26 protein-coding genes and 1 pseudogene are annotated in these 25,049 nt (G+C 61.7%); 17 read left to right on the top strand and 10 right to left on the bottom strand.

Translation table 11 applies throughout. From position 1 onward, the window contains the following. Window positions 1-49: 49 nt before the first annotated feature. Window positions 50-748 (bottom strand): DnaA regulatory inactivator HdaA, encoded by a 699-nt coding sequence (gene hdaA / locus ABIE40_RS06570; protein ID WP_112718789.1) that lies wholly within the window; start codon window positions 746-748, stop codon window positions 50-52. Then, complete coding sequence (locus ABIE40_RS06565; protein WP_112718790.1) at window positions 745-1,863, bottom strand: AI-2E family transporter; 1,119 nt, start codon at window positions 1,861-1,863, stop codon at window positions 745-747. The genes hdaA and ABIE40_RS06565 overlap by 4 nt, the downstream gene beginning before the upstream one ends. Before the next feature lie 254 nt (window positions 1,864-2,117). Between ABIE40_RS06565 and purM the strand changes: the two genes are divergently transcribed. The 4 genes from purM to ABIE40_RS06545 are packed head-to-tail and all read left to right on the top strand — an operon-like array spanning window position 2,118 to window position 4,546. After that, a complete protein-coding gene (gene purM / locus ABIE40_RS06560; RefSeq protein WP_112718791.1) occupies window positions 2,118-3,191 on the top strand; it encodes a phosphoribosylformylglycinamidine cyclo-ligase in 1,074 nt (357 codons plus the stop codon). Further along, window positions 3,188-3,850, top strand: a complete 663-nt coding sequence (gene purN / locus ABIE40_RS06555) for a phosphoribosylglycinamide formyltransferase (RefSeq protein WP_112718792.1) — start codon at window positions 3,188-3,190, stop codon at window positions 3,848-3,850. Before purM ends, purN begins: the two co-directional genes overlap by 4 nt. Before the next feature lie 58 nt (window positions 3,851-3,908). Next, the gene (locus tag ABIE40_RS06550) at window positions 3,909-4,145 is read left to right on the top strand and encodes a type II toxin-antitoxin system prevent-host-death family antitoxin (protein ID WP_112718793.1); all 237 of its coding nucleotides are present in this window, start codon (window positions 3,909-3,911) and stop codon (window positions 4,143-4,145) included. Beyond that, the gene (locus ABIE40_RS06545; protein WP_199628813.1) at window positions 4,145-4,546 is read left to right on the top strand and encodes a type II toxin-antitoxin system VapC family toxin; all 402 of its coding nucleotides are present in this window, start codon (window positions 4,145-4,147) and stop codon (window positions 4,544-4,546) included. Before ABIE40_RS06550 ends, ABIE40_RS06545 begins: the two co-directional genes overlap by 1 nt. 13 nt (window positions 4,547-4,559) lie before the next feature. Here the strand turns inward: ABIE40_RS06545 and ABIE40_RS06540 are convergent. From ABIE40_RS06540 to ABIE40_RS06525, 4 genes and pseudogenes are all read right to left on the bottom strand, one after another. Further along, window positions 4,560-5,730, bottom strand: a pseudogene (locus ABIE40_RS06540) (alpha-D-ribose 1-methylphosphonate 5-triphosphate diphosphatase). Window positions 5,731-5,810: 80 nt separating this feature from the next. Further along, entirely contained in the window at window positions 5,811-6,575 is a 765-nt protein-coding gene (locus ABIE40_RS06535; protein WP_199628815.1) for a hypothetical protein, read from the bottom strand. A 64-nt stretch (window positions 6,576-6,639) separates the two neighbouring features. Then, on the bottom strand, window positions 6,640-7,242 hold the full coding sequence (locus ABIE40_RS06530; RefSeq protein ID WP_199628816.1) for an NUDIX domain-containing protein: 603 nt from the start codon (window positions 7,240-7,242) through the stop codon (window positions 6,640-6,642). Next, the gene (locus ABIE40_RS06525) at window positions 7,239-9,362 is read right to left on the bottom strand and encodes a molybdopterin oxidoreductase family protein (RefSeq protein ID WP_354540978.1); all 2,124 of its coding nucleotides are present in this window, start codon (window positions 9,360-9,362) and stop codon (window positions 7,239-7,241) included. The genes ABIE40_RS06530 and ABIE40_RS06525 overlap by 4 nt, the downstream gene beginning before the upstream one ends. A gap of 83 nt (window positions 9,363-9,445) precedes the next feature. Here ABIE40_RS06525 and ABIE40_RS06520 point away from each other — a divergent pair, with 83 nt between their 5' ends. Then, a complete protein-coding gene (locus ABIE40_RS06520; RefSeq protein ID WP_130282766.1) occupies window positions 9,446-10,315 on the top strand; it encodes a 23S rRNA (adenine(2030)-N(6))-methyltransferase RlmJ in 870 nt (289 codons plus the stop codon). A gap of 94 nt (window positions 10,316-10,409) precedes the next feature. Beyond that, the gene (locus ABIE40_RS06515) at window positions 10,410-11,006 is read left to right on the top strand and encodes a glutathione S-transferase (protein ID WP_130282768.1); all 597 of its coding nucleotides are present in this window, start codon (window positions 10,410-10,412) and stop codon (window positions 11,004-11,006) included. Window positions 11,007-11,052: 46 nt separating this feature from the next. Here ABIE40_RS06515 and ABIE40_RS06510 read toward each other — a convergent pair whose 3' ends face one another. Continuing rightward, window positions 11,053-11,688 (bottom strand): outer membrane protein, encoded by a 636-nt coding sequence (locus tag ABIE40_RS06510; RefSeq protein WP_199628818.1) that lies wholly within the window; start codon window positions 11,686-11,688, stop codon window positions 11,053-11,055. Window positions 11,689-12,052: 364 nt separating this feature from the next. Between ABIE40_RS06510 and ABIE40_RS06505 the strand changes: the two genes are divergently transcribed. The 5 genes from ABIE40_RS06505 (at window position 12,053) to ABIE40_RS06485 (ending at window position 16,501) form a co-directional block, all read left to right on the top strand. After that, complete coding sequence (locus tag ABIE40_RS06505) at window positions 12,053-12,820, top strand: SDR family oxidoreductase (RefSeq protein WP_199628819.1); 768 nt, start codon at window positions 12,053-12,055, stop codon at window positions 12,818-12,820. After that, the gene (gene uvrC / locus ABIE40_RS06500; RefSeq protein WP_199628820.1) at window positions 12,817-14,862 is read left to right on the top strand and encodes an excinuclease ABC subunit UvrC; all 2,046 of its coding nucleotides are present in this window, start codon (window positions 12,817-12,819) and stop codon (window positions 14,860-14,862) included. Before ABIE40_RS06505 ends, uvrC begins: the two co-directional genes overlap by 4 nt. Window positions 14,863-14,972: 110 nt before the next feature. Continuing rightward, entirely contained in the window at window positions 14,973-15,560 is a 588-nt protein-coding gene (gene pgsA, locus ABIE40_RS06495; RefSeq protein ID WP_112718834.1) for a CDP-diacylglycerol--glycerol-3-phosphate 3-phosphatidyltransferase, read from the top strand. After that, window positions 15,560-15,814, top strand: a complete 255-nt coding sequence (gene moaD / locus ABIE40_RS06490; RefSeq protein ID WP_199628821.1) for a molybdopterin converting factor subunit 1 — start codon at window positions 15,560-15,562, stop codon at window positions 15,812-15,814. The genes pgsA and moaD overlap by 1 nt, the downstream gene beginning before the upstream one ends. A 231-nt stretch (window positions 15,815-16,045) precedes the next feature. Next, entirely contained in the window at window positions 16,046-16,501 is a 456-nt protein-coding gene (locus tag ABIE40_RS06485) for a molybdenum cofactor biosynthesis protein MoaE (protein WP_199628822.1), read from the top strand. A gap of 10 nt (window positions 16,502-16,511) precedes the next feature. On the opposite strand, the gene ABIE40_RS06480 is transcribed toward ABIE40_RS06485, so the two are convergent. Then, window positions 16,512-17,408 carry a branched-chain amino acid ABC transporter permease gene (locus tag ABIE40_RS06480; RefSeq protein WP_199628823.1) on the bottom strand — a complete coding sequence of 299 codons (897 nt, stop codon included), beginning with the start codon at window positions 17,406-17,408 and terminating at the stop codon, window positions 16,512-16,514. 65 nt (window positions 17,409-17,473) lie between these two features. Here ABIE40_RS06480 and ABIE40_RS06475 point away from each other — a divergent pair, with 65 nt between their 5' ends. After that, on the top strand, window positions 17,474-18,019 hold the full coding sequence (locus tag ABIE40_RS06475) for a CGNR zinc finger domain-containing protein (protein WP_130282780.1): 546 nt from the start codon (window positions 17,474-17,476) through the stop codon (window positions 18,017-18,019). After that, the gene (locus ABIE40_RS06470) at window positions 18,016-18,525 is read left to right on the top strand and encodes a hypothetical protein (protein ID WP_199628824.1); all 510 of its coding nucleotides are present in this window, start codon (window positions 18,016-18,018) and stop codon (window positions 18,523-18,525) included. Before ABIE40_RS06475 ends, ABIE40_RS06470 begins: the two co-directional genes overlap by 4 nt. A gap of 113 nt (window positions 18,526-18,638) precedes the next feature. On the opposite strand, the gene ndk is transcribed toward ABIE40_RS06470, so the two are convergent. Continuing rightward, window positions 18,639-19,061, bottom strand: a complete 423-nt coding sequence (gene ndk / locus ABIE40_RS06465; RefSeq protein ID WP_016553456.1) for a nucleoside-diphosphate kinase — start codon at window positions 19,059-19,061, stop codon at window positions 18,639-18,641. Window positions 19,062-19,144: 83 nt separating this feature from the next. Next, entirely contained in the window at window positions 19,145-19,834 is a 690-nt protein-coding gene (locus ABIE40_RS06460) for a glutathione S-transferase family protein (RefSeq protein WP_199628825.1), read from the bottom strand. Between the two features lie 242 nt (window positions 19,835-20,076). Between ABIE40_RS06460 and ABIE40_RS06455 the strand changes: the two genes are divergently transcribed. The 4 genes from ABIE40_RS06455 (at window position 20,077) to ABIE40_RS06440 (ending at window position 25,023) form a co-directional block, all read left to right on the top strand. Further along, complete coding sequence (locus tag ABIE40_RS06455) at window positions 20,077-21,120, top strand: GGDEF domain-containing protein (RefSeq protein WP_148195330.1); 1,044 nt, start codon at window positions 20,077-20,079, stop codon at window positions 21,118-21,120. Between the two features lie 50 nt (window positions 21,121-21,170). Further along, on the top strand, window positions 21,171-23,054 hold the full coding sequence (locus tag ABIE40_RS06450) for an ABC-F family ATP-binding cassette domain-containing protein (protein ID WP_199628826.1): 1,884 nt from the start codon (window positions 21,171-21,173) through the stop codon (window positions 23,052-23,054). A gap of 131 nt (window positions 23,055-23,185) precedes the next feature. Further along, complete coding sequence (locus ABIE40_RS06445; RefSeq protein ID WP_199628827.1) at window positions 23,186-24,004, top strand: polysaccharide deacetylase family protein; 819 nt, start codon at window positions 23,186-23,188, stop codon at window positions 24,002-24,004. Between the two features lie 92 nt (window positions 24,005-24,096). Further along, window positions 24,097-25,023: a Gfo/Idh/MocA family protein gene (locus ABIE40_RS06440; protein WP_199628828.1), complete on the top strand. Its 927-nt coding sequence runs from the start codon at window positions 24,097-24,099 to the stop codon at window positions 25,021-25,023. Window positions 25,024-25,049: the final 26 nt, after the last annotated feature.

Here is a 25,049-nt window from a genome sequence, read left to right as displayed (position 1 = left end):
TTTATTCGCCATCGCGAATTATATCAGTTTCACGACAGAACTGTGACAGTCAATCGACCGGGCCGGAATTTCCCAATTCATTCAATACTTCGGCCGCCATTGCCCGGGTGATCTTCGTGCCGCGCGACCAGGCGAGCCGGTCGAGCCGCTCGACGATCGTCTGGGCGGCATTCAGCGAGCGTTCCATCCGGTTGACGATATAGAACACCAGTTTGTCATCTATATTAAGCTGCCGGTCAGAGAAGAGCTTGACGATCACCTGCGACAACAGCTCTTCATCCGGCTCGCCGATCTCGACGACGGTCGCAGCTTTCAGGCGCGAGCGCAGGTCGGGAAGCTCGACCGGCCAGGACATCGGCCAGAGGCGGCTCGTCATCATCAGGCTGTGACCGTTTTCGCGCACGCTATTGATGACGTGGAAGAGCGCCGTGTCGTCGAAGCCTTCGCGGTCGACATCCTCGAACAGGACGGGACCGGCAGCGGCAGCGACCGCGGCATCGGAACCGGCCTTCGGATGGATGCTCTGCGCGCCGCTGTGCTCCTTCCAGATGCTGGCGAGATGCGACTTGCCCGAGCCGACGGGTCCGGCCAGGATCACCACAGGCGACGGCCATTGCGGCCAGGCATCGACGATGGTGACGGCAGCGCTCAGACGGTCGGAGATCAGAAGATCGTCACGGCCGCTCGCGGCATCATGGGTAAAGACCAGCGGAAGCTGCTCTCCGGCCTTGCGCTTTGCATCGTTCATTTGGATTCGGCTTTGCTCTTGCGGGCAACAGACTTCGACTGACCCGCATAAAGATCGCTCTCAAGGTAGCGCGACAGGGCAAAGCGGACAAGAACGCCGACAGCAGCGGCTGCAGGCACAGCAATCAGCAGGCCGACGAAGCCGAAGAGCGCGCCGAACGCGAAGAGCGCGAACATCAGCCAGACCGGATGCAGGCCGACGCTGTGGCCGACGAGCTTCGGCTGCAGGATATTGCCTTCGAGGAACTGGCCGCTGAAGAATACGGCGAGCACCGCGCCGACCCAGATGTAATCGGGCCAGAACTGCACGATGGCGACGCCAACAGCGATCAGCAGGCCGAGCATCGATCCGACATAGGGGATGAAGCTGATCATGCCGGCGAAGAGACCGATCAGCAGCCCGAAATTGAGGCCGACCAGCGACAGACCGGCGGCATAGTAGATGCCGAGGATGAGGCAGAGCGAGCCCTGCCCGCGGATGAAGCCGGCGATCGCCTGATCGATCTCGCGGGCGATCTGGTGAACATTGGCAACATAATCACGCGGGATATAGCGGTCGATCTGCGCCACCATGCGATCCCAGTCGAGCAGCATGTAGAAGGCGACGACGGGCGTGACGATCAGCAACGAGATCAGATTGACGACGGCAAGGCCGGAGCTCCAGATCTGCGCGAAGAGGCCGGTCAGGAAGCCGACGCCCTGCGAGAGGATTTCCGAGAAGTTGTTCTTGATCGTGCCGAGCTGGCTCTTGATCCATTCCGGCAGCAGCGAATTCTGCGAGGTGGTGATGAACTGCTGCAGCTGATCGATATAGCCCGGGAACTTGCCGGCGAAATCTGTGAACTGGCTCGCGAGGATCGGGATCAGCGTCATCAGCGCGATGACAATGACCAGCACGAAGCAGACGAGGATGACGATCGTCGCCATCATCCGGCTGAGGCCGATGCGCTGCAGCCGGTCGGCAACCGGATCAAGGAAATAGGCGATCGCCATTCCGGCCAGGAACGGCAGCAGGATGGAGCTGAAGACAAGCAGGAACAGGATGAAGAATGCGAGCACGCCGAGCCAGAAGAAGACCTGGCGCTTCAGACTTGTCCCGCTGACCTGATTTGGCATCGATTACCCCGTGTTGTCCCGCGTGCAACGCGATTTTGGCCGCGAACGCTTTCAAAGCACATAGGATGCAGCCCGGAAGATGGTCAACCCTGCCTGGAGAAATCCCATTCGCAGACCTTGAAAGAGCGGGAAATTGGGGCTTTTCTCTGTGCACCGCCTTGCATAAAGCGCACTCTCATGCAATTGCGACCGGCATGTGACGGGGTCGCTTGTCCCCATATTGTCCGCACGTGCAAAAACCACCGGAGAGCAGCATGAGCCAGTCTGGAAAAAACGGCCTGACCTATAGCGATGCAGGCGTCGATATCGATGCCGGCAACCTGATGGTGGAGAAGATCAAGCCTGCCGTGCGTTCGACGCGCCGCCCCGGCGCAGATGGCGAAATCGGCGGCTTCGGCGGCCTCTTCGACCTCAAGGCAGCAGGCTTCAAGGATCCGGTTCTGGTTGCCGCCAATGACGGCGTCGGCACCAAGCTGAAGATCGCCATCGACGCGGATTACCACGATACCGTCGGCATCGACCTCGTTGCCATGTGCGTCAACGACCTCGTCGTCCAGGGCGCCGAGCCGCTGTTCTTCCTCGACTATTTCGCCACCGGCAAGCTCGACCCGAACCAGGGCGCGGCGATCGTCGAAGGCATTGCCGCCGGCTGCCGCGATGCCGGCTGTGCGCTGATCGGCGGCGAGACGGCTGAAATGCCCGGCATGTATTCCTCCGGCGACTACGACCTCGCGGGCTTTGCCGTCGGCGCTGCCGAGCGCGGCGAACTGCTTCCGGCAGGCGACATTGCCGAAGGCGACGTCATTCTCGGCCTCGCCTCCTCCGGCGTTCACTCGAACGGTTTCTCACTGGTACGCAAGATCGTCGAACTCTCCGGCCTCGGCTGGGATGCTCCGGCACCCTTTGCAGAAGGCAAGAAGCTCGGCGAAGCGCTGCTGACGCCGACCCGCATCTATGTGAAGCCGCTGCTGAAGGCGATCCGCGAGACGAAGGCGATCAAGGCGCTGGCCCACATCACCGGCGGTGGTTTCCCTGAAAATATTCCGCGCGTGCTGCCGAAGCATCTGGCCGCCGAGATCGACCTGTCGGCCGTCAAGGTTCCGGCCGTATTCTCCTGGCTTGCCAAGACCGGCGGCGTCGAAGCCAAGGAGATGCTGCGCACTTTCAACTGCGGCATCGGCATGATCGCCGTCGTTTCGGCCGAGAATGTCGAAGCCGTGACCAAGGCGCTCGAGGCCGAAGGCGAGAAGATCGTCGTGCTCGGCCGGATGATCGCCCGTGCCGAAGGCGCGACCGGCACCCAGTATCAGGGTACGCTCGCCCTATGAGCACGCCGCGCAAACGCGTCGTCGTCTTCATCTCCGGCGGCGGCTCCAACATGCTGGCGCTCGTCGCCGCCGCCAAGACTGCCGATTTCCCGGCGGAGATCGTCGGCGTGATCTCCGATAAGGCGGATGCCGGCGGCCTCGCCAAGGCGGCCGCCGAGGGCATCCCGGCCTTCGCTTTCGTGCGCAAGGACTATGCCAGCAAGGAAGCCCATGAGGCGGCGATCTTCGAAGCACTCGATACGCTCTCGCCCGACATCCTCTGCCTCGCCGGCTACATGCGCCTGCTGAGCGCCACCTTCATCCAGCGCTACGAGGGACGGATGATCAACATCCACCCTTCGCTGCTCCCCCTCTTCCCCGGCCTGCACACCCACCAGCGCGCCATCGACGCCGGCATGCGGATCGCAGGCTGCACCGTGCATTTCGTCACCGAAGGCATGGACGAAGGCCCGGTCATCGGCCAGGCGGCAGTACCGGTGCTCTCCGGCGATACGGCCGATACGCTGGCCGGACGCGTGCTCACGGTCGAGCATCAGCTCTATCCGCAGGCGCTCCGGCTATTTGCCGAGGGCAAGGTGCGGATGGAAGGCGGCAAGGCTGTCGGGACCGGTGCCGGCGCTGCGGCGGGGACTGAGCGGGTTATTTCGCTGATCGCGTGACGGTTGACCGGTCCGCCGATGCGGATCATCATGGCTCCGGTATTGATGGAGCCCACGCATGACGATAACCGTCAGCATAGAAGACACAACGCTTGCCGAGCTTCTCGCAAAAATTGAAGCAGGCGAGGAAATTATCCTCGTCCGCGACGACGTGCCCGTGGCGCGCATGGCTGGTGTTGCAACTCAAAAGCGCGACACCCAGGACATCATCGATACAATCATCCGCGAGCGCAGCACTCGTAAACCGGTGACACAGGCCGAAATTGCCGAGTGGAAACAAATCGGCCGGCGTTGATGACCCTAGTAGTCGATGCCTCGATCGCCGCTGTCTGGTTTCTGCCTGATGAGGCTACTCTGTTTGCAGATAAGGTGCTGCAGCGTGTCGCTAGCGATGGCGCCCTTGTGCCAGATCTGTTCTGGCATGAAATGCGGAACGTTCTCACCTTGTCTTGCCGCCGTCAGCGGTTGTCGCGCGACGAGGTGCGGCGGTCGATGTTGCGCCTGACACAGCTCAATGTCGTCACCGCGACCTCATTGGACGGTGAACTCATTCTCGACCAGGCAGAGCGGCATAGGCTGACCGCCTACGACGCTGCTTATCTGGCACTCGCGATCGGATCGAAACTGCCGCTTGCCACCCTGGACAAGCAACTGATCGAAGCAGCCGCACGCGAAAACGTACCGCTGCTTTCGTGATCGTAAAGCCGTCTTAGGCCGCAATCGCCTGAAGCGGATGCAGCGTACCGTCGCTATACACAAAGCGCCCTGCCCGGAACGTCGCGCGGATGCGATGCACATGCCCCCTTCTCCACCGCCACCAGATCGGCGCGCTGACCGACGGCGATCTCGCCGCGATCCAGCAATCCGGCCGAGCGGGCGGCATTCGACGTTGCCATGGCAACGGCGGCCGGCAGGTTGTTATCCATCGCGTCGGCGATCTTGAAGATACCGGGGACGAAGGCGGCCGGGTGGTAGTCGGCGGCGATGACGGAGAGAAGGCCAGCCTTGGCGGCATCGAGGGCGCTGAGATTGCCGGACATCGACTGGCCGCGCAGCGCGTTCGGCGCGCCCATCAGCGTCCAGAGGCCACGGCGGCGGGCTTCTTCGGCGGCCGGCAGCGTGACCGGGAATTCGCTGATCGTCACGCCGAGATCATGCATCTCGGCAACCTTCTCGGCGCTGTCGTCATCATGCGAGGCGAGCGACAGCTTGTGCTGCAACGACAGCGCGACGATCTCCCGGAGCTTCGCGTCGATTGCCGGATCCTCGCGCATGGCGATGCGCTTCTGGACGATTTCCAGCGCCATTTCCTTGGTGATCGCGCGGCGCTCGGAAATGCTCGCGACATAGGCTTCGATATTGTTGTACTGGCCCTGCCCCGGCGTGTGGTCGGTCAGCGAGACCATGTCGACCTGATCGGCAACGAGCAGCTTTTCCAGCGTGGCGGCAGCGCCGACATTGGTGATCTCATAGCGCGCATGGACCTTGTGATCGACCAGCAGCGAATTGCGCAGACGATTGATGCCTTCGATGACGGCAGAGGTGGTCGCCAGCGAACGCACATGGCCATAGACGCTCTCGGTGGCAAAGGAGATCGCGGCATAGGCTGTCGTCACGCCGGCCGCAGCGAGCTTCTTGTCGAGCTCGTGAATACCGAAATCGATCGGCATCATCGCATTCGGGCGCGGCGCGATCTCGCGCTCGATCATGTCGCCATGCAGATCGACGAAGCCCGGCATCAGGAACCGTCCGCCGCCATCGATCGCCGCACCGGCGACCGGCGCATCACGGATCTCGGCGATGACGCCATCCTCGACACGCACCGAGCCGTGGCTCACGATTTCACCGGGAAGGACGAGCGTGAAATTACTGAGCCACATGATTTTTCTCCTGTTGGGGCAAGGCGGGAAGACAAACCGCAGCGCATAGGCCGGATTCGTGACAGGGGGATGACCAATGCTTATGTGACCTCTTCCACCGGATCAAATCTGGGGATTCGAAAAAAGCGAAGGCGCGCACGCTCATAATAACTACAGACCGCGGTCATAGCGGCGATACTATAGTTTGGGCTCAATTCGGCCTCCCGCCCGTTCGGAAACCAAAATCCGCTGTTGGGAGAAATCGATCGTTCATCTTCACGCCACTTACCCAGATAGGCAGCGACAAGACCAAGATGATCGTCAGGACAATTGCTTAGAAGCCGCCCAAACGCCCGGTTCATCAGCGAGATGGGCATGGTATCAACCCGATGCGTTTCAGGCCCGGCCACTCGACCCGATGAGTCCAGAACTCGAAAAGCCGACATTTCCTCCCAAGCCTCAGGAGGACTGTCGTCGGAAACAATGAGATGAATGACCGCAGCATATGGGAATCCCAAACGAAGAAGATGACATGCTTGGGTATAGCCGAAGTCGTTAGGGGATTTTCCCTGACGCTGATAGCTAGCTCTGATCACCTTAAGCTCAACCGCAACGATCTTATTGGCGACGAGGTAATTTCCCTCATAGGGAATGATAAGGAGATCGATATCGCCCGGGTTATTCTGCCCCGGAAAAATCGCGGAAGTCGGTGCGCATTGATGGACGAGCACGCCGCTATCTTGGGGCATACGCCAAAAATACTCCGATTGCACTGATTGATAGACCTCGCCGAAAAGCCGGCGATCGCACATCATCAGTGCCGCAAGAGCGATCTCGTCTTTCTTTCGAGCAAGCCTAGCATCCATGAAAAACGCTGGCTCTCCGCTGCGCCTGTAGCGCGGAAGTCTTTCTACTTTTATTAGCGTGGTACTAGCCTCGCTGCAAAATGGTTACCCTGTTCATCGCCGCCCATTGCAGCAGGATGATCGTCTTCATGTCGCGGATGTCGCCGTTGCCGATCATGGCGAGCGCGTCGTCGAGCGCCACCTCCAGCACCTCGATATCCTCATGCTCCTCGGCCAAGCCGCCACCGTTTGAAACGCGATCCGCGGTATCGACCTCTGCGGCGAAGAAATGGACGATTTCGGCGTTGGAGCCGGGCGAGCTGTAGGCCTTGAACAGGAAGCGGACGTCGCGGATGCGGAAGCCGGTTTCTTCCATTGCCTCGCGGCGGATGGCGGCTTCGGGCTCGTCGCCGTCGAGCAGGCCGGCGGGCGTCTCGAACATGAAGGGCATTTCGCCGTGCAGATCGGGCGGCAGGCGATATTGGCGCACGAGCACGACGGTGCGGCGTTTGGGATCGTAGAGCAGGATCGTCGCGGCCGGGGTCCGGTGATAGACCTCGCGGTCGAGCCGGTGGGTGACGCCTTCGGAATCGGTATAGTCGATCTTGTAGGCGCTGAGCTTGGTCCAGCCCCGGGAGAGCACGGCTTCGCTGACGATTTTGGCGCCAGCCTTCTCGAATTTCGTCATGCGGCGTCCTTGCGTAGCCAGACCTTGTTGTCGTGGACGGCGGCACCGCCATAGGGCGCGACGGGATCGGCGCCGGTGAGCACGTTGATCCCCTCGCCGTCGACATGCGCCTTGTTCGGCCACAGGCCCTCGGCGATAAGAACGCCGGGCTTCACTTCCTCGGTGATCTTCACATGGATGCGCAGGTCGCCTCTGGTGTTGCCGATGTGGACGAGATCGCCGCTCTCGATGCCGTTCGCTTCGGCATCGGCCGGATTGACCATTAGTTCCGGGCGGCCCTCCTTCTGGCGCGAGGTCTTCGTCTCGGCGAAGCTCGAATTGAGGAAGTTGCGGGCTGGAGAGGTGGCGAGGCGGAAAGGATGGTCGGCATCGGCGAGCTCGATGACATCCACCTGATCCGGGAAAGCAGGCAGCTGCTCATGCGGGCCGAAGGCGCCGAGGACTTCAGGCGGCTTGTTCGGCGCGGCGCCATTCACCCAGTCCGGGCGGAAGTGGAACTTGCGGTCGGCGTGGGCAAAGCCGTTCAGGAAATGCGCGTCGTCGAATTCCGGCTGGCGGTCGAACCACTTGTTTTCGAGGAAATAGTCGTAATCCGGCAGATTGCTGTCCTTCAGCACGCGATCGACCATTTCGCGCGCCGTAAAGCCAAAGCCCGGTCGGTCGGCGACGCCGAGGCGCTTGGCGAGCTCTTCGATGACGAAGAGATTGGTACGAACGGTTTCCGGCGGCTCGACGAGCTTGGGGCCGAGCAGAATGTGGTTCTGGCCGCCGGCGCGGTAGATATCGTCATGCTCGACGAACATCGTGGCCGGGATGACGATATCGGCCATCTCGGCGGTATCGGTCATGAACTGCTCGTGGACGGCGACGAAGAGATCGTCGCGGGCAAAGCCCTGCTTTACCAGCCGCTGCTCGGGGGCGATGTTCACCGGATTGGTGTTCTGGATCAGCATGGCGGTAACCGGGCCGCGGTGGCGAAGCGCTACGGCATCACCGGTCAGCGCCCGGCCGATCTGCGACTGGTCGATCATCCTGATGTCAGGATCCTTCATCGACTTTCCGGTCAGCTCCGCATTGTTCATGCGGAAGATATCGCTGTTCGAATGGAAGGCGCCGCCGCCCTCATATTGCCAGGAGCCGAGAACCGTGGCGATCGAGGCGGCCGCATGCATGGCGACCGCGCCGTTGCGCTGGCGGGTGAAGCCGTAGCCGAGGCGGAAATAGCTCTTCTTCGTGGTGCCGACGAGTTTGGCGAAATCCTCGATCTCGGCAACGGAAAGCCCGGTAATCCCGGCCGCCCATTCCGGCGTCCTGGTCTTCAGATGCGCTTCGAGACCGGCGGGATCGTCAGCGAATTTCGCCATATAGGCGCGGTCGGCATAGCCGTCGCGGAAGGCGATGTGCATGACGGCGCAGGCGAGTGCAGCATCGGTGCCGGGCTTGACGATCAGAGCCATGTCGGCCTGCTTCATCGTCGGGTTGTCGTAGATATCGATGACGACGATCTTCGCGCCGCGTTCCTTGCGGGCCTTAATCGCGTGGGTCATGACATTGACCTGCGTGGCGACCGCATTGGTGCCCCAGATGACGACGCAATCGGTGCGCGCCATTTCGCGCGGATCGGGGCCACGCAGCGTGCCGGTTGCCATCGTGAAGCCGGTCCATGCCGGGTTGGTGCAGATCGACGAGAAGAAGCCGGAATAGCGCTTGGCATGACGCAGGCGCTCGATCGAGTCGCGCTGCACCCAGCCCATGGTTCCGGCGTAGAAATACGGCCAGATGGCTTCGCTACCGTCCTTGGCTTCCGCCTTGACAAAGGCTTCGGCGATCTCATCGAGCGCGTCGTCCCAGGAGATCTGCTGCCAGCTGCCCGCACCCTTGGCGCCCTTGCGGCGCAGCGGAAGCATCAGTCTATCGGGATGATAGAGCCGCTCGGCATAACGGGCGACCTTGGCGCAGATGACGCCCGACGTGTAGCTGTGGTCGCCTGCCCCGCGCACGCGGCCGATCCGGCCGTCATCGCTGATGTCGACCTCCAGCGCGCAGGTAGAGGGACAGTCGTGCGGACAGGCGGTGTGCCCGACCCGGGATTTCGCGTGAATGGGGGTCGCAATGTTCATATGATTTCTATATGCGAAGCGGAAAGCGGCCAAAAGCCGGAAATTGCGCCGATCAGGCGAATTCATGACAGGCATCAGCAACGATGAACTACCGCCATATCTATCATGCGGGCAATTTTGCCGATGTGCTGAAGCATGCGGTGCAGGCACGGCTGATCCGCTATCTGCAGAAGAAGGACGCTGCCTTCCGCGTGCTCGATACGCACGGCGGCATCGGCCTCTACGACCTCTCCTCCGAGGAAGCGCAGAAGACCGGCGAATGGCAGACGGGCATCGGCAAGCTGATGGAGGCCGATCTCGATCCGCAGGTGGCCGATCTGCTTGAGCCCTATCTCTCGGCGGTTCGCGAGCTCAATCCTGAAGGCGGCATCCGCTACTATCCGGGTTCGCCGAAGCTTTCGCGCATGCTGTTCCGCCCGCAGGACCGGTTGTCCGCCATGGAGCTGCATCCGGAAGATTTCGCCCGGCTGCATCGCCTGTTCGAAGGCGACCACCATGTGCGGATCACCGAGCTCGACGGCTGGCTGTCGCTCGGTGCGCATCTGCCGCCGAAGGAAAAGCGCGGCATGGTGCTGGTCGATCCGCCGTTCGAAGAGGACGGCGAATATGAGCGGCTGGTGGACGGACTGGTGAAGGGCTACCGCCGCTTTCCGGGCGGCACTTATTGCCTCTGGTATCCGCTGAAGAAGGGCGCGCCGATTAAGGAATTCCACGAGGCGCTGCAGGCGACCGGCATTCCGAAGATTCTCTGCGCCGAACTCAGCGTGCGCAGCGACCGCGGCATCACCGGCCTGACGGGCTCCGGGCTGATCATCGTCAACCCGCCCTTCACGCTGAAGGACGAGTTGCACCGGATGCTCCCTGCCCTCAAGGACATCATGGCGCAGGACCGCTACGCATCGCACCGGGCCTTCTGGCTGCGCGGCGAAGAGAAGGCCGCGCGGGACGATTGACGCCTGCCCAACGACGACTGGCCATCGCCCCGATTGACCATGACGGCGGCGTGCGGAATAGTCCGCCGCGCCAACGCATTTCCATAGGTGTATGATGAAGCTCCTCTGCGCAACGACCTCACCCTATTCGAGCAAAGTCCGCATGGCGGCGCGCTATCTCGAGCTCGATGTCACGGAAATCCGCGTCGATACCAATGCCGGCCCGGCGATCCTCGTCGACAACAATCCGCTGGGCAAGATCCCTACCCTTCTGACCGACGATGGCGCATCGGTTTTCGACAGCATCGCCATCATGCATTATTTCCACCGGCTGAAGAAAAAGAAGCTCTATCCCGACAAGAACGGCAAGCGCACCGAGGCCGAGATTTTGGAAGCGCTTTGCGACGGCATCTGCGACTGCCTGCTGGCGATCGTCTATGAACGGCGTTTCCGGGACGAGGAGAAAGTGCACCAGCCGTGGATCGACCGGCAGTGGAAGAAGGCCGTCAGCGGCCTCAACCATATCAGCGCCCATCCGCCGAAACTCGGCAAGAAGCTCCACGGCGGCCATTTCGCGCTCGCTGCCGCAATCGGCTATCTCGACCTGCGCTTCAAGGGCCAGTGGGAAGCGGATCATTCCGAGCTGATCGGCTGGATCCGGGATTTCGAGAAGAAGTTCCCCGCCTATCCCGATCTCAAACCGCAACAATAAAAAAAGCCCGGCTCGAAGCCGGGCTTTTTCTTTGACCGGAAACCGATCAGAACTTTACGCCGATACCGACCTTGACGCTCTGCTCGTCATAGCCGCGCGAAACGCTGCCGATGCCGGTGTCGTAGTTCTTGTTCTGGTAATCGCTGAAGCGATATTCGACGCGAGCGGTGATGTTGTTCGTGACGAAAGCTTCTGCGCCGACGCCGACGGTGTAGCCGTAGGAGGTCTTGTCGTCAGAATCGCCGCCGGCGCTAACCTTGTTGTTGGTCGCAGCAAGACCAGCCGTGCCGTACAGCAGGAAGGGGTTCAGGTCGTAGCCAACGCGGCCGCGAACGGAGCCGTTGAAGCGGTTCTTTTCGGTAACGCCGCCAGCCGAATGGTCGAGGCCGGAGTAGCCGAGGTCGGCTTCAACACCGTAAACGATCTGACCAGCCTGCCAGTTGTAGCCCGTGTAGAGCTGACCGCCGAGGGCGTAGCCGTCACGGCTGTTGTTGAAGTCACCCATGTTGTAGGTGCCTGCACCGCCGAGGTAGAAGCCTTCCCAGTTACCGGCCGGGGTAACCGGCTCGTTCTGGGCTACCGGAGCTTCCGGGACCTGGTCAACTGCATCGGCAGCATTTGCAGCGGTGAAGCCGGCTACGACGAAGGCAGAAGCCATCAGGCTAGCAATGAGTGTACGCATACTTGTCTCCTTTCAGTCCCGCGCTCTTCGTCAACTGTTTTACACCGAAGCATTCGCGAGCAATTACTAGATGTCCCTCTCGGATCGAGGGTGAAAGTGGAGCCCAATTGCGGATTTGAAAGAGCCAAATTGTGAAATGATTGTGGCGGCGGGGTGGCTGAAATTCGATGTTGCTATAGCGCAACAGACTATTTGTTAACCATAATGAATGGTTAAATTCACAATACTTATTTTACGAAAATCTATTCTCAAATAATACATAGAATAAATCGGCCTGGAACGCAATTGCGTTCACCTATTTATCTACTCTTCGCCCGCCCCTATATAGGAAGCACTTAGATTCATTGATGACGAAGGCAAGCTTTTGAGCGGGAAAAGACTTAAGGCCGCACTGGTAACCGGTGCCGCCAAAAGAATAGGCCGGGCGATTGCCAAGGATTTGGCGGATAACGGCTTTTCGGTCGCAGTCCATGCGAATGGTTCGCTCGCTGAAGCCGATCGCTTTGTGGCCGAATTGCGGCAGAGCGGTGCGCGGGCAATCGTGGTCCAGGGCGATCTTACAAAAATAAATGAGACGGCAAGCCTGATCGAAAAGGCTTCTGCGGAGATCGGATCGCTCGATCTGCTCGTCAACAATGCCTCGATTTTCGCCGAAGATTCGCTGCGCAAGTTCGACGCCGCAATCTGGGACGAGCATTTCGCCGTGCATCTCCGCGCGCCGTCGATTCTCGCCGCCAAGTTCGCCGAGCAGCTGCCGGATGGCGCCGACGGGCTGATCGTCAACATCATCGACCAGCGCGTCTGGGCGCTGCGGCCGAGCTTCTATTCCTATACGCTGTCGAAATCGGCGCTGTGGACGGCGACGCAGACGATGGCACAGGCGCTGGCGCCGCGCATCCGCGTCAACGCGATCGGGCCAGGCCCCTCGATGCCGAGCGAAAGGCAGCTGCAAGAAGACTTCCAAGCGCAGGTCGCAGCCCTTATCTTGAAGAGAGGCCCCGAATTGGAGGAATTTGGGCGAACGATTCGTTTTCTGTTCGAAACGCCTTCGATCACGGGTCAGATGATTGCACTCGACGGCGGCCAGCATCTCGCGTGGCAGACGCCTGACGTGCTGGAGATCAAGGAATGAATGCCAAGAAGCTGCCGGATGGCGGTGTTCTTTATGATGAAGCCGACGAGAATGAAGACGATATCGAGGTGGAAGGCGATGCTTCCGCCGCGCCGATTTCGGCCGGGATCGACTGGAACGAAGGCGGGGTCAACGAAACAGGGCTGGTTGGCCAGGACCTGATCGCCGAAATCGTCAAGCGGCTGCCGAACAGTCCGGGCGTCTATCGCATGTTCAATGCCGATGGCGATGTACTCTATGTCGGCAAGGCGCGCAGCCTGAAGAAGCGCGTCGGCAACTATGCCATGGGCCGGGTGCATTCGAACCGCATCGCCCAAATGGTGCGGCTGACGGCCAATATGGAATTCGTGACGACGCGCACCGAAACGGAAGCGCTGCTGCTCGAAGCGAATCTGATCAAGCGCTTGCGGCCGCGCTTTAATGTGCTGCTGCGCGATGACAAGTCGTTTCCCTATATCCTGATCACGGGAGACCACCGGGCACCGGCGATCTTCAAGCATCGCGGCGCGCGTGCCCGCAAGGGCGACTATTTCGGTCCCTTCGCTTCCGCCGGAGCCGTGGGTCGCACGATCAATTCGCTGCAGCGCGCCTTCCTGATCCGCACCTGCACCGACAGCGTCTTCGAGACGCGCACCCGCCCCTGCCTGCTTTACCAGATCAAGCGCTGTTCGGGTCCCTGCACCCATGAGGTCAGCGATGCCGGTTATGGCGAGCTGGTGCAGGAGGCAAAGGACTTCCTGTCAGGCAAGAGCCAGAAGGTGAAGGCGCATATGGCGGAAGCGATGAATGCCGCCGCAGAGGATCTCGATTTCGAACGGGCCGCCGTCTATCGCGACCGCCTGGCTTCGCTTTCGCATGTCTCCAGCCACCAGGGCATCAATCCGGCAGGCGTCGAAGAGGCAGACGTTTTCGCCATCCATCACGAGGGCGGCGTTTCCTGTATCCAGGTGTTCTTCTTCCGCACCGGCCAGAACTGGGGCAACCGCGCCTATTTCCCGAAGGCCGATCCGCAGCTGACGGGCGCCGAAGTGCTGAATGCCTTCCTGGCGCAGTTCTACGACGACAAGCCGGTACCGAAGCAGATCATGCTGTCTGAGACCGTCGAGGAAATGGAGCTGCTAGCCGCGGCCCTCGGCGAAAAGGCCGGGCATAAGGTGTCGATCCTCGTGCCGCAGCGTGGCGAGAAGCGCGATCTCGTCGATCACGTCGTCGGCAATGCCCGCGAGGCGCATGGCCGCAAGCTTGCCGAGACGGCGTCGCAGTCGCGCCTGCTCGGCGGCTTCAAGGATACGTTCGCCTTGCCCTACACGCCGCAGCGCATCGAAATCTACGACAACTCGCATATCATGGGCACCAATGCCGTCGGCGGCATGGTGGTTGCAGGGCCGGAAGGCTTCGTGAAGGGCCAGTACCGCAAGTTCAACATCAAATCGACCGACATCACCCCCGGCGACGACTTCGGGATGATGAAGGAAGTGATGACACGGCGCTTCCAACGGCTGATCAAGGAAGAAGGCATTCCCGACCGTTCGCAGCCCGCTGTCGCAGCCGACACGGATGCCGCCGACATGCCCTTCCCCGCCTGGCCCGACGTCATCCTGATCGACGGCGGCCAAGGACAGATGACGGCGGTGCGCGGCATTCTCGCCGAACTCGGCATCACCGACAGCGTCATCGCCATCGGTGTCGCCAAGGGCGTCGACCGCGATGCCGGCCGCGAGCGGTTTTTCCCGCCCGACAAGGAGAGCTTCACGCTGCCGCCGCGCGATCCGGTGCTCTACTTCATCCAGCGCATGCGCGATGAGGCGCACCGCTTCGCGATCGGCTCGCACAGGGCGCGGCGCAAGAAGGAGATGGTCAAGAACCCGCTCGACGAGATCGGCGGCATCGGGCCATCGCGCAAGCGTGCGCTTCTGCAGCATTTCGGCACGGCGAAGGCCGTTTCGCGCGCCGCTCTCTCCGATCTGATGGCCGTCGAGGGCATTTCGGAGACGGTTGCGAAGACGGTCTATAATCATTTTCACGACGACGCCGCGAAATAGGCGGCGGCGGTCGCAAATTCCACGCAAAAGGAGGCGAAAAGCAGAAAGAATATTGACGGTTGAGGACCAAAGCCGTCATCTACGGGCACATCGTTTCAGAGAACAGTTTCATGGCATCGCGCGCATACAATATCCCGAACCTGCTGACCTACGGACGCATTCTTGCGGTGCCGCTGATCGTGCTCTGCTTCTTCGTCGAGGGGCGGCTGCAGAGCTCCGATCTCGCCCGCTGGGTCGCCTTCTGGATCTTCGTGATCGCCTCGGTGACCGACTTCCTCGACGGCTATCTGGCACGTATCTGGAACCAGACCTCGAATATCGGCCGCATGCTCGATCCGATCGCCGACAAGCTGCTGGTCGCCTCGATCCTGCTGCTCGTTGCTGCCGACGGCACGATTGCCGGCTGGTCGATCTGGGCGGCGATCATCATCCTCTGCCGTGAAATACTGGTCTCCGGCCTGCGCGAATATCTGGCGGCGCTGAAGGTCAGCGTGCCCGTGACGCGGATCGCCAAGTGGAAGACGACGGTGCAGCTCGTCGCTATTGCTTTCCTGCTCGCCGGCCCTGCCGGTGATGCCGTGCTGCCCTACACGACGCAGATCGGCATCGGCCTTCTCTGGATCGCCGCGCTGCTGACGATCTATACCGGCTACGACTATTTCCGCGCCGGCCTCAAGCACATCGTGGACGAAGAGTGATGACACGCCTCGTCTACTTCGCCTGGGTGCGCGAGCGGATCGGCAAGAGCGAGGAAGAGATTTCGCTGCCCGCCTCCGTCGTCACCGTCTCCGATCTTCTGAGTCATCTGAAGGGCTTGGGCGAAGAGTATGAGACCGCGCTTCAATATGAGAATGTCATCCGCGTGGCGCTCGATCAGGAGCATGTGGAGCACGACGAACCGATCGGGAACGCCCGCGAGATCGGGATTTTTCCGCCGATGACGGGTGGGTGAGACGGTGAGCGCCGCGCCAGTCCGCCCCCCCCTGGCCTGCCGGGCATCTCCCCCACGGGTGGGGAGATTGGCTGGGCGCACCGGCTTCGCTACAAAATCTCAACATTCGCAAATGCCGGAGTGGTCCTGGGAGCACGCCACTTGTGATCTCCCCACCTGTGGGGGAGATGGCCGGCAGGCCAGAGGGGGGCTGGCACGGCACAACCTCTCCGCCTCCGCGAGGTGCCGCCTATGACCCCCACCATCCGCGTCCAGCGCGACGACTTCGACCTGCAGGCCGAAACCACCCTCCTCTCCAAGGGCAAGCCCGGCATCGGTGCCATCGTCACCTTCACCGGCCTCTGCCGCGACGAAGGCGGGACGCTTTCGGCGCTGGAGCTTGAGCATTATCCGGGCATGGCCGAAGCCGAGATGCTCAGGATCGCCAATCTCGCCATCGAGCGCTTTGAACTGAAGGGCCTCACCGCCATCCACCGCTACGGCAAAATCGCCGCGGGCGAGAATATCGTGCTGGTCATCGCCGCCGCCCCGCATCGGCAGGCGGCCTTCGACGGCGCCAATTTCGTCATGGATTACCTGAAAACGTCAGCGCCCTTCTGGAAGAAGGAACATGCCAAGGATGGCAAGAGCGGCGACTGGATCGCCGCCAAGGACAGCGACGACAGCGCCCGCGACAAGTGGAAATGAGCAGAACCTTTTAAGGTATCGCCCGTTCGCGCCGGCTCATCACCAGCAGGAAGACCAATAGCGAGAAGACCGCAAAGTCGCGCCAGAGGAACGAGCCATAGGCCGTCCAGAGCGTTTCCGCGAGGCCGACACCGGCTGCCCCGCCCGCTGACTTCAACGGATCGGAGTAGCCGCCGGCGGCCGAAATCATCAGCACCTTCAGGCCGAAGAGCAGGCCGGCGCCGAAATCCATCGTGCCGTAATAGAAGGTCGTGAGGATGCCGCAGCAGGTGGCGAAGAAGATCGCCGCGACATAGGCGATCAGGAAGACGCGGCCGGAGCTCGTGCCGCAAAGTTCGGCGGCCAGCGGATCGTCGGTGACGGCCCGCCAGATGCGGCCGAGGCGGGTATAGCGCAGAATCAGTGCTCCCGCCCCGATCAGCGCGATCATCAGGCCGGCATTGACGAGCTGCATCAGCGTCAGCGTCACCTTGAAGGAGGCGTCGCTCCAAAGCACGACCGTGGTGTTCAGCAAGGGCGGCAGCCAGAGCTCGCGGGTCTGCGCGGCGAGCCTTGCCGTTTCCATCAGCAGGATGGTGACGCCGAGGGCTGCGACGATGACCGTATTGGCGGAGCGGCGCACCAGCGGCCGCATGATGCTGCGGCCGATCCAGAAGCCTGTGAGCAGCGAATAGACGAAGGACAGGCCGATGCCGATCGCCAACGCAGCGGGCAGCACCAGCCACAGCTTGTTATAGGCGAAATCGGTGAAGAGCAGCAGGATCTGGCCGGCGAAGGCGAACATCGCGCCATAGGTGATATCGGCCCGCTTGGTGACGCCGAAGGCCAGCGAATAGCCGAAGGCCAGCGCCGCATAGAGCGCGGCGAGCGGCACGGCATTGGCCAGTTGCTGCAGCAGATATCCCATTCACATGCTCCGTATCGCCTAAAATAATAACTGGCAAAATACGTTTTACCAGTTATATTTTCAGCATGAGCTTTACCTGGACCCCGCATCGCTTTTCCGGTGGCGCTTTGGCGCTCGATGTCGCCAACAGCGTCATTCTGCGCCATGATGCCGAGCGCAGCATCGACCGTTTTGCCTCGACAGCGCAACTCGACGCCTTTCCGGCTGCGGCGACGGAATTCTGCGCCGAACGGGCGCTGTTCGGCGATGTCCTGCCGGTCCATCAAGAGAACCGGCCGGCCTTTCTCGGCCTTCGTGAGGCTGTCGACCGCTATTTCCGTCAGCGGGTGCTTGGCGAAGCCGATGACGCGATGCTGGCCGATCTTCTGGAGCGGATCGCATCGGCGCTGCGTGGGGCGCGGCCGGATGGCCTCGATGCGGCGACGGCGCATTCGGCGCTCAGGCTGATCGCCATGCCGGATCCCGACAGGATGAAGATATGCCGGAACTGCGGCTGGCTATTCATCGACCGTAGCAAGAACAGGAGCCGCGCCTGGTGCGACATGGCGGTCTGCGGCAACCGGGCAAAGGCCAACCGCCATTACCGGCGCAAGAAGGAGGAGATGCCATGAAGATCAACGCGATTGCCGCGCTCGGCCTCTCGGCCCTGCTGATTGCGGGCTGCCAGCGCGAGATGGAAAAGATGGTCGAAGTGACCGGCCACATGTTCGTCTTCAACTACCGCGTGGCGACCGCCACCTATCTGGTGACACTGCGCAAGACCTCGCCGATCCCCGATGGCGCCGTGGCGATCGCCGAGTTCGAAAACCCGGCGGGCGGCGATCCCATCACCCTGCAGGAGAAAATCTTCCCCGCCTGGGACAAGATCACCCTGCAGAGCCCGGCGATCCACTGCGTGCGCAAGGACAAGCCCTACAGCGCCAAGATCAGGCTGGTCTCCGCCGACGGCAAGACGCTGCAGGAACTGCAAACGCAATTCGTCTCCGATGTCGACCAGGCGGCGATGCTGCCGAGCAAGCCGCTGGTGGTCGGGCCATTCTACAATAAGAATCCCGAGGTGTTTAAGGCTGACGGGACGGTGGATTATTCGAATACGGACAAGTGTCCGGCGGTTTGAGGGCTTTGCGCCCGGAGCCAACGCCTAACAGCACCCAAACAAAAAAGCCGGAGCAAAAGCCCCGGCTTCAAGAGTCATTTCAATCACTTCAGCCCTCAGGCTGACATTCCGATTCAGCCGACGATTTCGGTGTCGGAGAACCAGTACTTGATTTCCTGGGCAGCGGTCTCAGGAGCGTCAGAGCCGTGAACCGAGTTTTCGCCGATCGAGAGAGCGTGAACCTTGCGGATCGTGCCTTCGTCAGCGTTTGCCGGGTTGGTCGCGCCCATGATTTCGCGGTTCTTCAGGATGGCGCCTTCGCCTTCCAGAACCTGAACGATGGTCGGGCCCGAGGTCATGCCTTCAACGAGTTCGCCGAAGAAGGGGCGTTCCTTGTGAACGGCGTAGAAGCCTTCAGCTTCGCGCTTGCTCATCCAGACGCGCTTGGATGCGACGACGCGCAGGCCGGCGTCTTCGAGCATCTTGGTGATAGCGCCCGTGAGGTTGCGCTTCGTTGCATCAGGCTTGATCATAGAAAAGGTGCGTTCAATCGCCATTGGGTCAAATCCTCTGGTTTAGCGGGAAAAGTGGGCGGTCTTTACCCGCCCGCCGCCCCGAAAACAAGGGGGATGAGGCAATTTCACGCCGCTGTCACAGTGCGCCCCCGGCTTTCGTGAAGATCGAGGCAGCGATCGAGCCATGCGATAACCGGATCGTCCGGCGCCAGCATCGAGAGCCCCGCGGTGACCCGGAGCCATTGCAGCGCGCCGAAGACGATATAGTCGGCAAAGAGCGGGCTCTCGCCGCCGATGAACGGCTGGAACTTCAGCATGTGGCGCATCGGCTCCAGCTTGGCGGCGAAGGCTGCCTCTTCGGCGGCGCGGTTCGCCACCACATCCTCCAGCTTCCGGCCGAGCCGCTGCTCGCGGCTTTCACGGAAATAGGCCTTGTCGCCCTCGTCGAGCGCGCCATGGATATCCATCAGCGCCATGCGCATGATCGCCGTGTGGATCACCATCTGCGAATAGCCCTCGACCATGCGTGACAGCGCCTTGCCGCCCTCGCCGCCAAACAGCGAGGGGCGATCGGGATAGGCTTCTTCCAGATAGAGGGCGATCGCGAAGCTGTCGGTGACGAGATGGCCGTTATCGTCGAGCACCGGCAGGGTCGGCGAGAAGCCGCCGCCGATCTTGGCGATACCGGCATAGGTCGTCGGGATCTCCTCGAAGGCCAGCCCCTTATGCGCCAGCGCCATCACCGCCTTCCAGCAATGCGGAGAAAAGAAGTGCTGCGGATTGGCGCCGCAGAGCGAATAGAGCGCAAGCGTCATGGCGATCCTTTCATGAATGACAGGCGCATTTCACGGCAAAGCGGCGCCGCAATCAAATGACGAAATCTGATGGGCGCCATCGCCTTTGGTGAGCGCCGCTTCAAGGTTGCATTAACCGCATTTGCGCCTTTCCGGCGCTGCCCAGCCGGAGATACTGAAAATTCAAGCTATTTTAAAATCTGCGGCGCATAGCGGGAAGATAAGCCGCGGCTAAAGCAGTGCCGAAGGTGCGAGGAACGGTGATGCAGAACACAACCAGGAATGCAGCACAGCGCGAGGGCGCCCGCCCTGCCCCGCAGAACGACGCCCAGAAGATCGCCGAACATATGGCACGGCTGAACATTGCGGGCAGCCCGCGGAACTACGAGCTGCTGCACGAAGCCGTCTGCGGCCGCAACACGGCGCTCGCCACCGACATCTCCGCGCTCGGCAGTCATCCGGCGCAGGCCCGGCTCGATGAACTCGGCCTCAAATACCGGCTCGTCAGCCATTGCGGCCTTGCCGCCGAAACGGCCGGCACCGAGGCCAGCAAGCTGCTGCGCGAGGCGGCCGATCGTCTCTCGGACGGGCTGAAGCAGAAATATGCCTTTGCACGCGCGGCCGAAACGCTGCTGCAGTCGCTCTCTGGCAATTCCGAACAGGGCCTCGACGCCTTCATGAGCGAGATGGAATATCTCGCCTCGTCGCTCGCATCGGTGCTCGCCGCCGAGACCGAGCTCGAAGCCAAGCTGCTCTCCGATGTCGAGCGGATCGAGACCCTGGAGCGCGGCGTCGCCGCTGCCCAGGCCGCCTCGGTCACCGACCCGCTGACCGGGCTACCGAACCGCATCGCGCTCGCCAAGACGATCGGCGATCTCTACGAGGGCGAGGATGCCGCGGGCAGCGCGCTGCTCATGGTCGATATCGACGACTTCCGCCAGCTGAATGCCAAATACGGCGTGCAAGCCGGCAACAAGCTGATGAAGAAGCTCGGCAACCTGTTCCGCAAATCGATCAAGAAGAACGACTTCGTCTCGCGCGTCGAAGGCGACGAATTCGCCTTCCTGTTTGCCAATGTCGGCATGCGCGATGCCATCGCCATCGCCGACCGCCTGCGCCAGTCGGTCGAAGAGAACATGGTCTTCGCAACCTCGGACAAATCCGATCCCGGCAAGCTGACGATCTCGATCGGCATCGCGCTCAGCGGCGATGCGGCGACCGGCACGCAGCTCCAGGCCAATGCCCGCGTGGCATTGCTCGCCGCCCAATCCAACCGCCGCCAGCCGATCCAGGCTTTCGGCCGCTGAGGCTTTCCACGCTCTTGCCTTGATCCGCCGTTTCGGCCAAAACGCCGGGCATGATCACGATTACCGAAATCTCTGCCCGCATTGCCGGGCGCCTTCTCCTCGACCATGCCAGCGTGACGCTTCCGGCGGGTACCAAGGCAGGCCTTGTCGGGCGCAATGGCGCGGGCAAGTCGACGCTTTTCCGCATCATCACCGGCGATCTCGGCGCCGAGACCGGCAGCGTGTCGATCCCGAAGAATGCGCGCATCGGCCAGGTGGCGCAGGAAGCGCCGGCGACGGAGCAGTCGCTGATCGAAATCGTGCTTTCGGCCGACAAGGAACGCGCCGCGCTTCTCAAGGAAGCCGAAACGGCGACCGATGCGCATCGCATCGCCGAGATCCAGACGCGGCTCGTCGATATCGACGCGCATTCGGCCGAAGCCCGCGCCGCCAGCATTCTCGCCGGCCTCGGCTTCAGCCAGGAAGCCCAGCTGCGGCCTGCCTCCTCCTTCTCGGGTGGCTGGCGCATGCGCGTGGCGCTCGCCTCGGTGCTGTTTGCCGAGCCTGATCTCCTGCTGCTCGACGAGCCGACCAACTATCTCGACCTTGAAGGCACGATGTGGCTCGAGGACTATGTGCGCCGTTATCCGCATACCGTGATCGTCATCAGCCACGACCGCGACATGCTGAACAACGCGGTCAATTCGATCGTCCATCTCGACCAGAAGAAGCTGACCTTCTATCGCGGCGGCTACGACCAGTTCGAACGCCAGAAGGCCGAAGCCGACGAATTGCAGATGAAGGCGAAGGCGAAGAACGATGCGGCGCGCAAGCACCTGCAAAGCTTCATCGACCGCTTCAAGGCCAAGGCCTCCAAGGCCCGCCAGGCGCAGTCGCGCGTCAAGGCGCTGGAGCGCATGGGAACGGTTGCCGCCGTGATCGAGGATCACGTCCAGCCGATCACCTTCCCCGAGCCCGAGAAGCAGCCGGCCTCGCCGATCGTGGCGATCCAGGGCGGCGCCGTCGGCTACGAGCCGGGCAAGCCGATCCTGAAGAACATCACGCTGCGCATCGACAATGACGACCGCATCGCCCTCCTCGGCTCCAACGGCAACGGCAAGTCGACCTTCGCGAAGTTCATCGCCGGGCGCCTGAACGCCGAGAGCGGCGACTTGCGGATCGCCTCCAATCTGAAGATCGGCTTCTTCGCCCAGCATCAGCTCGACGATCTCGTGCCGAACGAGACGCCGGTGGAGCATGTGCGCCGCCTGATGCCGAGCGAACCGGAGGCCAAGGTGCGCGCCCGCGTTGCCCAGATGGGCCTTGCGACCGAAAAGATGGCGACGGCCGCTAAGGATCTCTCCGGCGGCGAGAAGGCGCGCCTGCTGATGGGCCTTGCCGCCTTCCATGCGCCGAACCTCCTGATCCTCGACGAACCGACCAACCACCTCGATATCGACAGCCGCCGGGCGCTGATCGAGGCGCTGAACGACTATGACGGCGCGGTCATCCTGATCTCGCACGACCGCCACCTGATCGAGGCGACCGTCGACAGGCTCTGGCTCGTCAATAACGGCACCGTCTCCAATTTCGACGGCGACATGGACGAGTATCGCGACCTGATCGTTTCCTCCGGCAGGAAGAAGGATGAGAAGGTCCAGAGCGCCGACGATCCGGCGAGCAAGGCCGAGCAACGCAAGCTGAATGCCGACAAGCGCGCCTCGCTGGCGCCGCTCAAGAAAAAGATCAACGAAATCGAATCGTTGACGGGCAAGCTGGAGAAACAGATTCAGGCGCTTGATGCGGAACTTGCAGATCCGGTTCTCTACGAGAAGGCGCCCGCCAAGGCGGCCGAGAAGGCCAAGCAGCGCGGCGAAGCGGCGGCGAAACTTTCTGCTGCCGAAGAGCAATGGCTGGAGCTTTCGGCCGAATACGAAGAGGCTATGGCAGGATAGCCACAAGCGCCCGGAAAAGGCTGCGGCAGAAGGGCACAAGTTAACGGCGGGACATCCGATTTAAACCGATCGTTAACCATAATTCGAAAGGTTGTCTCAACATTCATTACTGATTTGTTGAGCCCCCTTTCATGTCCCGTATCGCCCTTCTTTCGAGTGTCGTTCTCGCGCTTGCCCTTTGCGGCTGCCAGACAACCAAGCAGCCTGCCCCCGACAAGACGATCAAGACGTCTTCGATCAAGACCGAGGAGAGCACCACGGGCTTTCCCAAGCCCGCCAATCTCGCTTTCGGCGAGACGCATCATCTTGCCGGCCGGGTACTGACCGTTTCATCGCTCAAGGATTTGAAGCTGGAGCCGAAGGAAGTCGTCCTCTCCTTCGACGACGGCCCGATTCCCGGCCGCACCGACCGGGTGCTCGCAACGCTCGACCGCTTCGGCGTCAAGGGCGCCTTCATGATGGTCGGCGAAATGGCGGCGCTGCATCCGGAACTGGCGCGGCGCGTCGCCATGGAAGGCAACACGATCGGCAGCCACACCTACAAGCACCCGAACCTGAACACCCTGTCCTTCGACATGGCGATGGCGGAGATCGCCCGCGGCGAAGCTGCCGTGACCAAGGCGACCGGCACCGACGTCAACTTCTTCCGCTTCCCCTACCTCGCCGACAGCCGCAAGCTGCGCTCGGCCGTCGCGGCGCGCGAGATGATCGTCATGGATGTCGATGTCGACACCAAGGACTATTTCAACTCCACGCCGGACCAGGTGGCCGATCGCGCCATGAACCCGCTGCGCCAGCGCGGCCGTGGTATCATCCTGATGCACGACATCCACAAGCGCACCGCCGCCATGCTGCCCGCCCTCCTCGCCCGTCTCGAAGCCGAGGGCTACAAGGTGGTGACGCTGAAGTTCAAAAAGGACGCCAAAGCCGTCGAAATGGCCTCACTCTGAAGGTGACATGACGGCTTGCCCGGCTGTAGAGTTCTGTTAAAACAGGCGCCCAATAAATCATACTTTTGAGCACACCGGAGCGAACACCCGTCATGTCCCCCATCAACCTCGCCATCGTCGGCGTCGGCAAGATCGTCCGTGACCAGCATCTTCCTTCCATCGACAAGAATGCCGATTACAAGCTCGTCGCAACAGCGAGCCGCCACGGCACGGTGGAGGGCATCCAGAGCTTCACGACGATCGAGGCAATGCTCGAAGCGGTTCCCGAGATCAACGCCGTTTCGCTGTGCATGCCGCCGCAATATCGCTACGAAGCCGCCTACAAGGCGCTTTCGGCCGGCAAGCACGTGTTTCTTGAAAAGCCGCCGGGCGCGACGCTGAGCGAAGTGGCCGATCTCGAAGCGCTGGCCGCCGCCAAGGGCGTCTCGCTGTTTGCCAGCTGGCATTCGCGCTATGCCGCGGCCGTCGAGGCAGCCAGGGATTTCCTTGCGAAGACCGAGATCAAGAAGGTTCACGTCATCTGGAAGGAAGACGTGCGCCACTGGCATCCGAACCAGGACTGGATCTGGCAGGCCGGCGGCCTTGGTGTCTTCGATCCCGGCATCAACGCGCTTTCGATCGTTACCCACATCCTGCCGCGCGCCATCTTCCTGACCGGCGCCACGCTTGAATTCCCGGAGAACCGCGACGCGCCGATCGCCGCCGACCTGCATTTCCGCGATGCCGGCGCAATGACCGTCCATGGCGAATTCGACTGGCGCCAGACCGGCAAGCAGAGCTGGGACATCATCGCCGAGACGGCAGCAGGCACGATGGAACTGGCCGAAGGCGGCTCCAAGCTTTCGGTCAATGGCGAGCTGAAGTTCTCGGCACCGGAAGAAGAATATCCGTCGCTCTACCGCCGCTTCGCCGAGATCATCAAGGCCGGCAAGTCCGACGTCGACCTCGCGCCGCTGCGCCACGTCGCCGATGCCTTCATGCTCGGCAAGCGCAAGTTCGTGGAAGCCTTCCACGATTGATCACAAGGACGATGCGGCGCCCGGCG

This window comes from Rhizobium sp. OAE497, from assembly GCF_040546565.1.
In the GTDB taxonomy this organism is placed as follows: Bacteria; Pseudomonadota; Alphaproteobacteria; order Rhizobiales; family Rhizobiaceae; genus Rhizobium.
The sequence above is the reverse complement of the archived record's forward strand: the minus strand, read 5'-3'. Positions and strand labels throughout refer to the sequence as shown.

What these genes read in the sequence shown, in the direction of transcription:
- hdaA (WP_112718789.1), bottom strand. Translation starts at nt 748, where the DNA reads ATGAACGATGCAAAGCGCAAGGCCGGAGAGCAGCTTCCGCTGGTCTTT.
- ABIE40_RS06565 (WP_112718790.1), bottom strand. Translation starts at nt 1,863, where the DNA reads ATGCCAAATCAGGTCAGCGGGACAAGTCTGAAGCGCCAGGTCTTCTTC.
- purM (WP_112718791.1), top strand. Translation starts at nt 2,118, where the DNA reads ATGAGCCAGTCTGGAAAAAACGGCCTGACCTATAGCGATGCAGGCGTC.
- purN (WP_112718792.1), top strand. Translation starts at nt 3,188, where the DNA reads ATGAGCACGCCGCGCAAACGCGTCGTCGTCTTCATCTCCGGCGGCGGC.
- ABIE40_RS06550 (WP_112718793.1), top strand. Translation starts at nt 3,909, where the DNA reads ATGACGATAACCGTCAGCATAGAAGACACAACGCTTGCCGAGCTTCTC.
- ABIE40_RS06545 (WP_199628813.1), top strand. Translation starts at nt 4,145, where the DNA reads ATGACCCTAGTAGTCGATGCCTCGATCGCCGCTGTCTGGTTTCTGCCT.
- ABIE40_RS06535 (WP_199628815.1), bottom strand. Translation starts at nt 6,575, where the DNA reads ATGGATGCTAGGCTTGCTCGAAAGAAAGACGAGATCGCTCTTGCGGCA.
- ABIE40_RS06530 (WP_199628816.1), bottom strand. Translation starts at nt 7,242, where the DNA reads ATGACGAAATTCGAGAAGGCTGGCGCCAAAATCGTCAGCGAAGCCGTG.
- ABIE40_RS06525 (WP_354540978.1), bottom strand. Translation starts at nt 9,362, where the DNA reads ATGAACATTGCGACCCCCATTCACGCGAAATCCCGGGTCGGGCACACC.
- ABIE40_RS06520 (WP_130282766.1), top strand. Translation starts at nt 9,446, where the DNA reads ATGAACTACCGCCATATCTATCATGCGGGCAATTTTGCCGATGTGCTG.
- ABIE40_RS06515 (WP_130282768.1), top strand. Translation starts at nt 10,410, where the DNA reads ATGAAGCTCCTCTGCGCAACGACCTCACCCTATTCGAGCAAAGTCCGC.
- ABIE40_RS06510 (WP_199628818.1), bottom strand. Translation starts at nt 11,688, where the DNA reads ATGCGTACACTCATTGCTAGCCTGATGGCTTCTGCCTTCGTCGTAGCC.
- uvrC (WP_199628820.1), top strand. Translation starts at nt 12,817, where the DNA reads ATGAATGCCAAGAAGCTGCCGGATGGCGGTGTTCTTTATGATGAAGCC.
- pgsA (WP_112718834.1), top strand. Translation starts at nt 14,973, where the DNA reads ATGGCATCGCGCGCATACAATATCCCGAACCTGCTGACCTACGGACGC.
- moaD (WP_199628821.1), top strand. Translation starts at nt 15,560, where the DNA reads ATGACACGCCTCGTCTACTTCGCCTGGGTGCGCGAGCGGATCGGCAAG.
- ABIE40_RS06485 (WP_199628822.1), top strand. Translation starts at nt 16,046, where the DNA reads ATGACCCCCACCATCCGCGTCCAGCGCGACGACTTCGACCTGCAGGCC.
- ABIE40_RS06480 (WP_199628823.1), bottom strand. Translation starts at nt 17,408, where the DNA reads ATGGGATATCTGCTGCAGCAACTGGCCAATGCCGTGCCGCTCGCCGCG.
- ABIE40_RS06475 (WP_130282780.1), top strand. Translation starts at nt 17,474, where the DNA reads ATGAGCTTTACCTGGACCCCGCATCGCTTTTCCGGTGGCGCTTTGGCG.
- ABIE40_RS06470 (WP_199628824.1), top strand. Translation starts at nt 18,016, where the DNA reads ATGAAGATCAACGCGATTGCCGCGCTCGGCCTCTCGGCCCTGCTGATT.
- ndk (WP_016553456.1), bottom strand. Translation starts at nt 19,061, where the DNA reads ATGGCGATTGAACGCACCTTTTCTATGATCAAGCCTGATGCAACGAAG.
- ABIE40_RS06460 (WP_199628825.1), bottom strand. Translation starts at nt 19,834, where the DNA reads ATGACGCTTGCGCTCTATTCGCTCTGCGGCGCCAATCCGCAGCACTTC.
- ABIE40_RS06455 (WP_148195330.1), top strand. Translation starts at nt 20,077, where the DNA reads ATGCAGAACACAACCAGGAATGCAGCACAGCGCGAGGGCGCCCGCCCT.
- ABIE40_RS06450 (WP_199628826.1), top strand. Translation starts at nt 21,171, where the DNA reads ATGATCACGATTACCGAAATCTCTGCCCGCATTGCCGGGCGCCTTCTC.
- ABIE40_RS06445 (WP_199628827.1), top strand. Translation starts at nt 23,186, where the DNA reads ATGTCCCGTATCGCCCTTCTTTCGAGTGTCGTTCTCGCGCTTGCCCTT.
- ABIE40_RS06440 (WP_199628828.1), top strand. Translation starts at nt 24,097, where the DNA reads ATGTCCCCCATCAACCTCGCCATCGTCGGCGTCGGCAAGATCGTCCGT.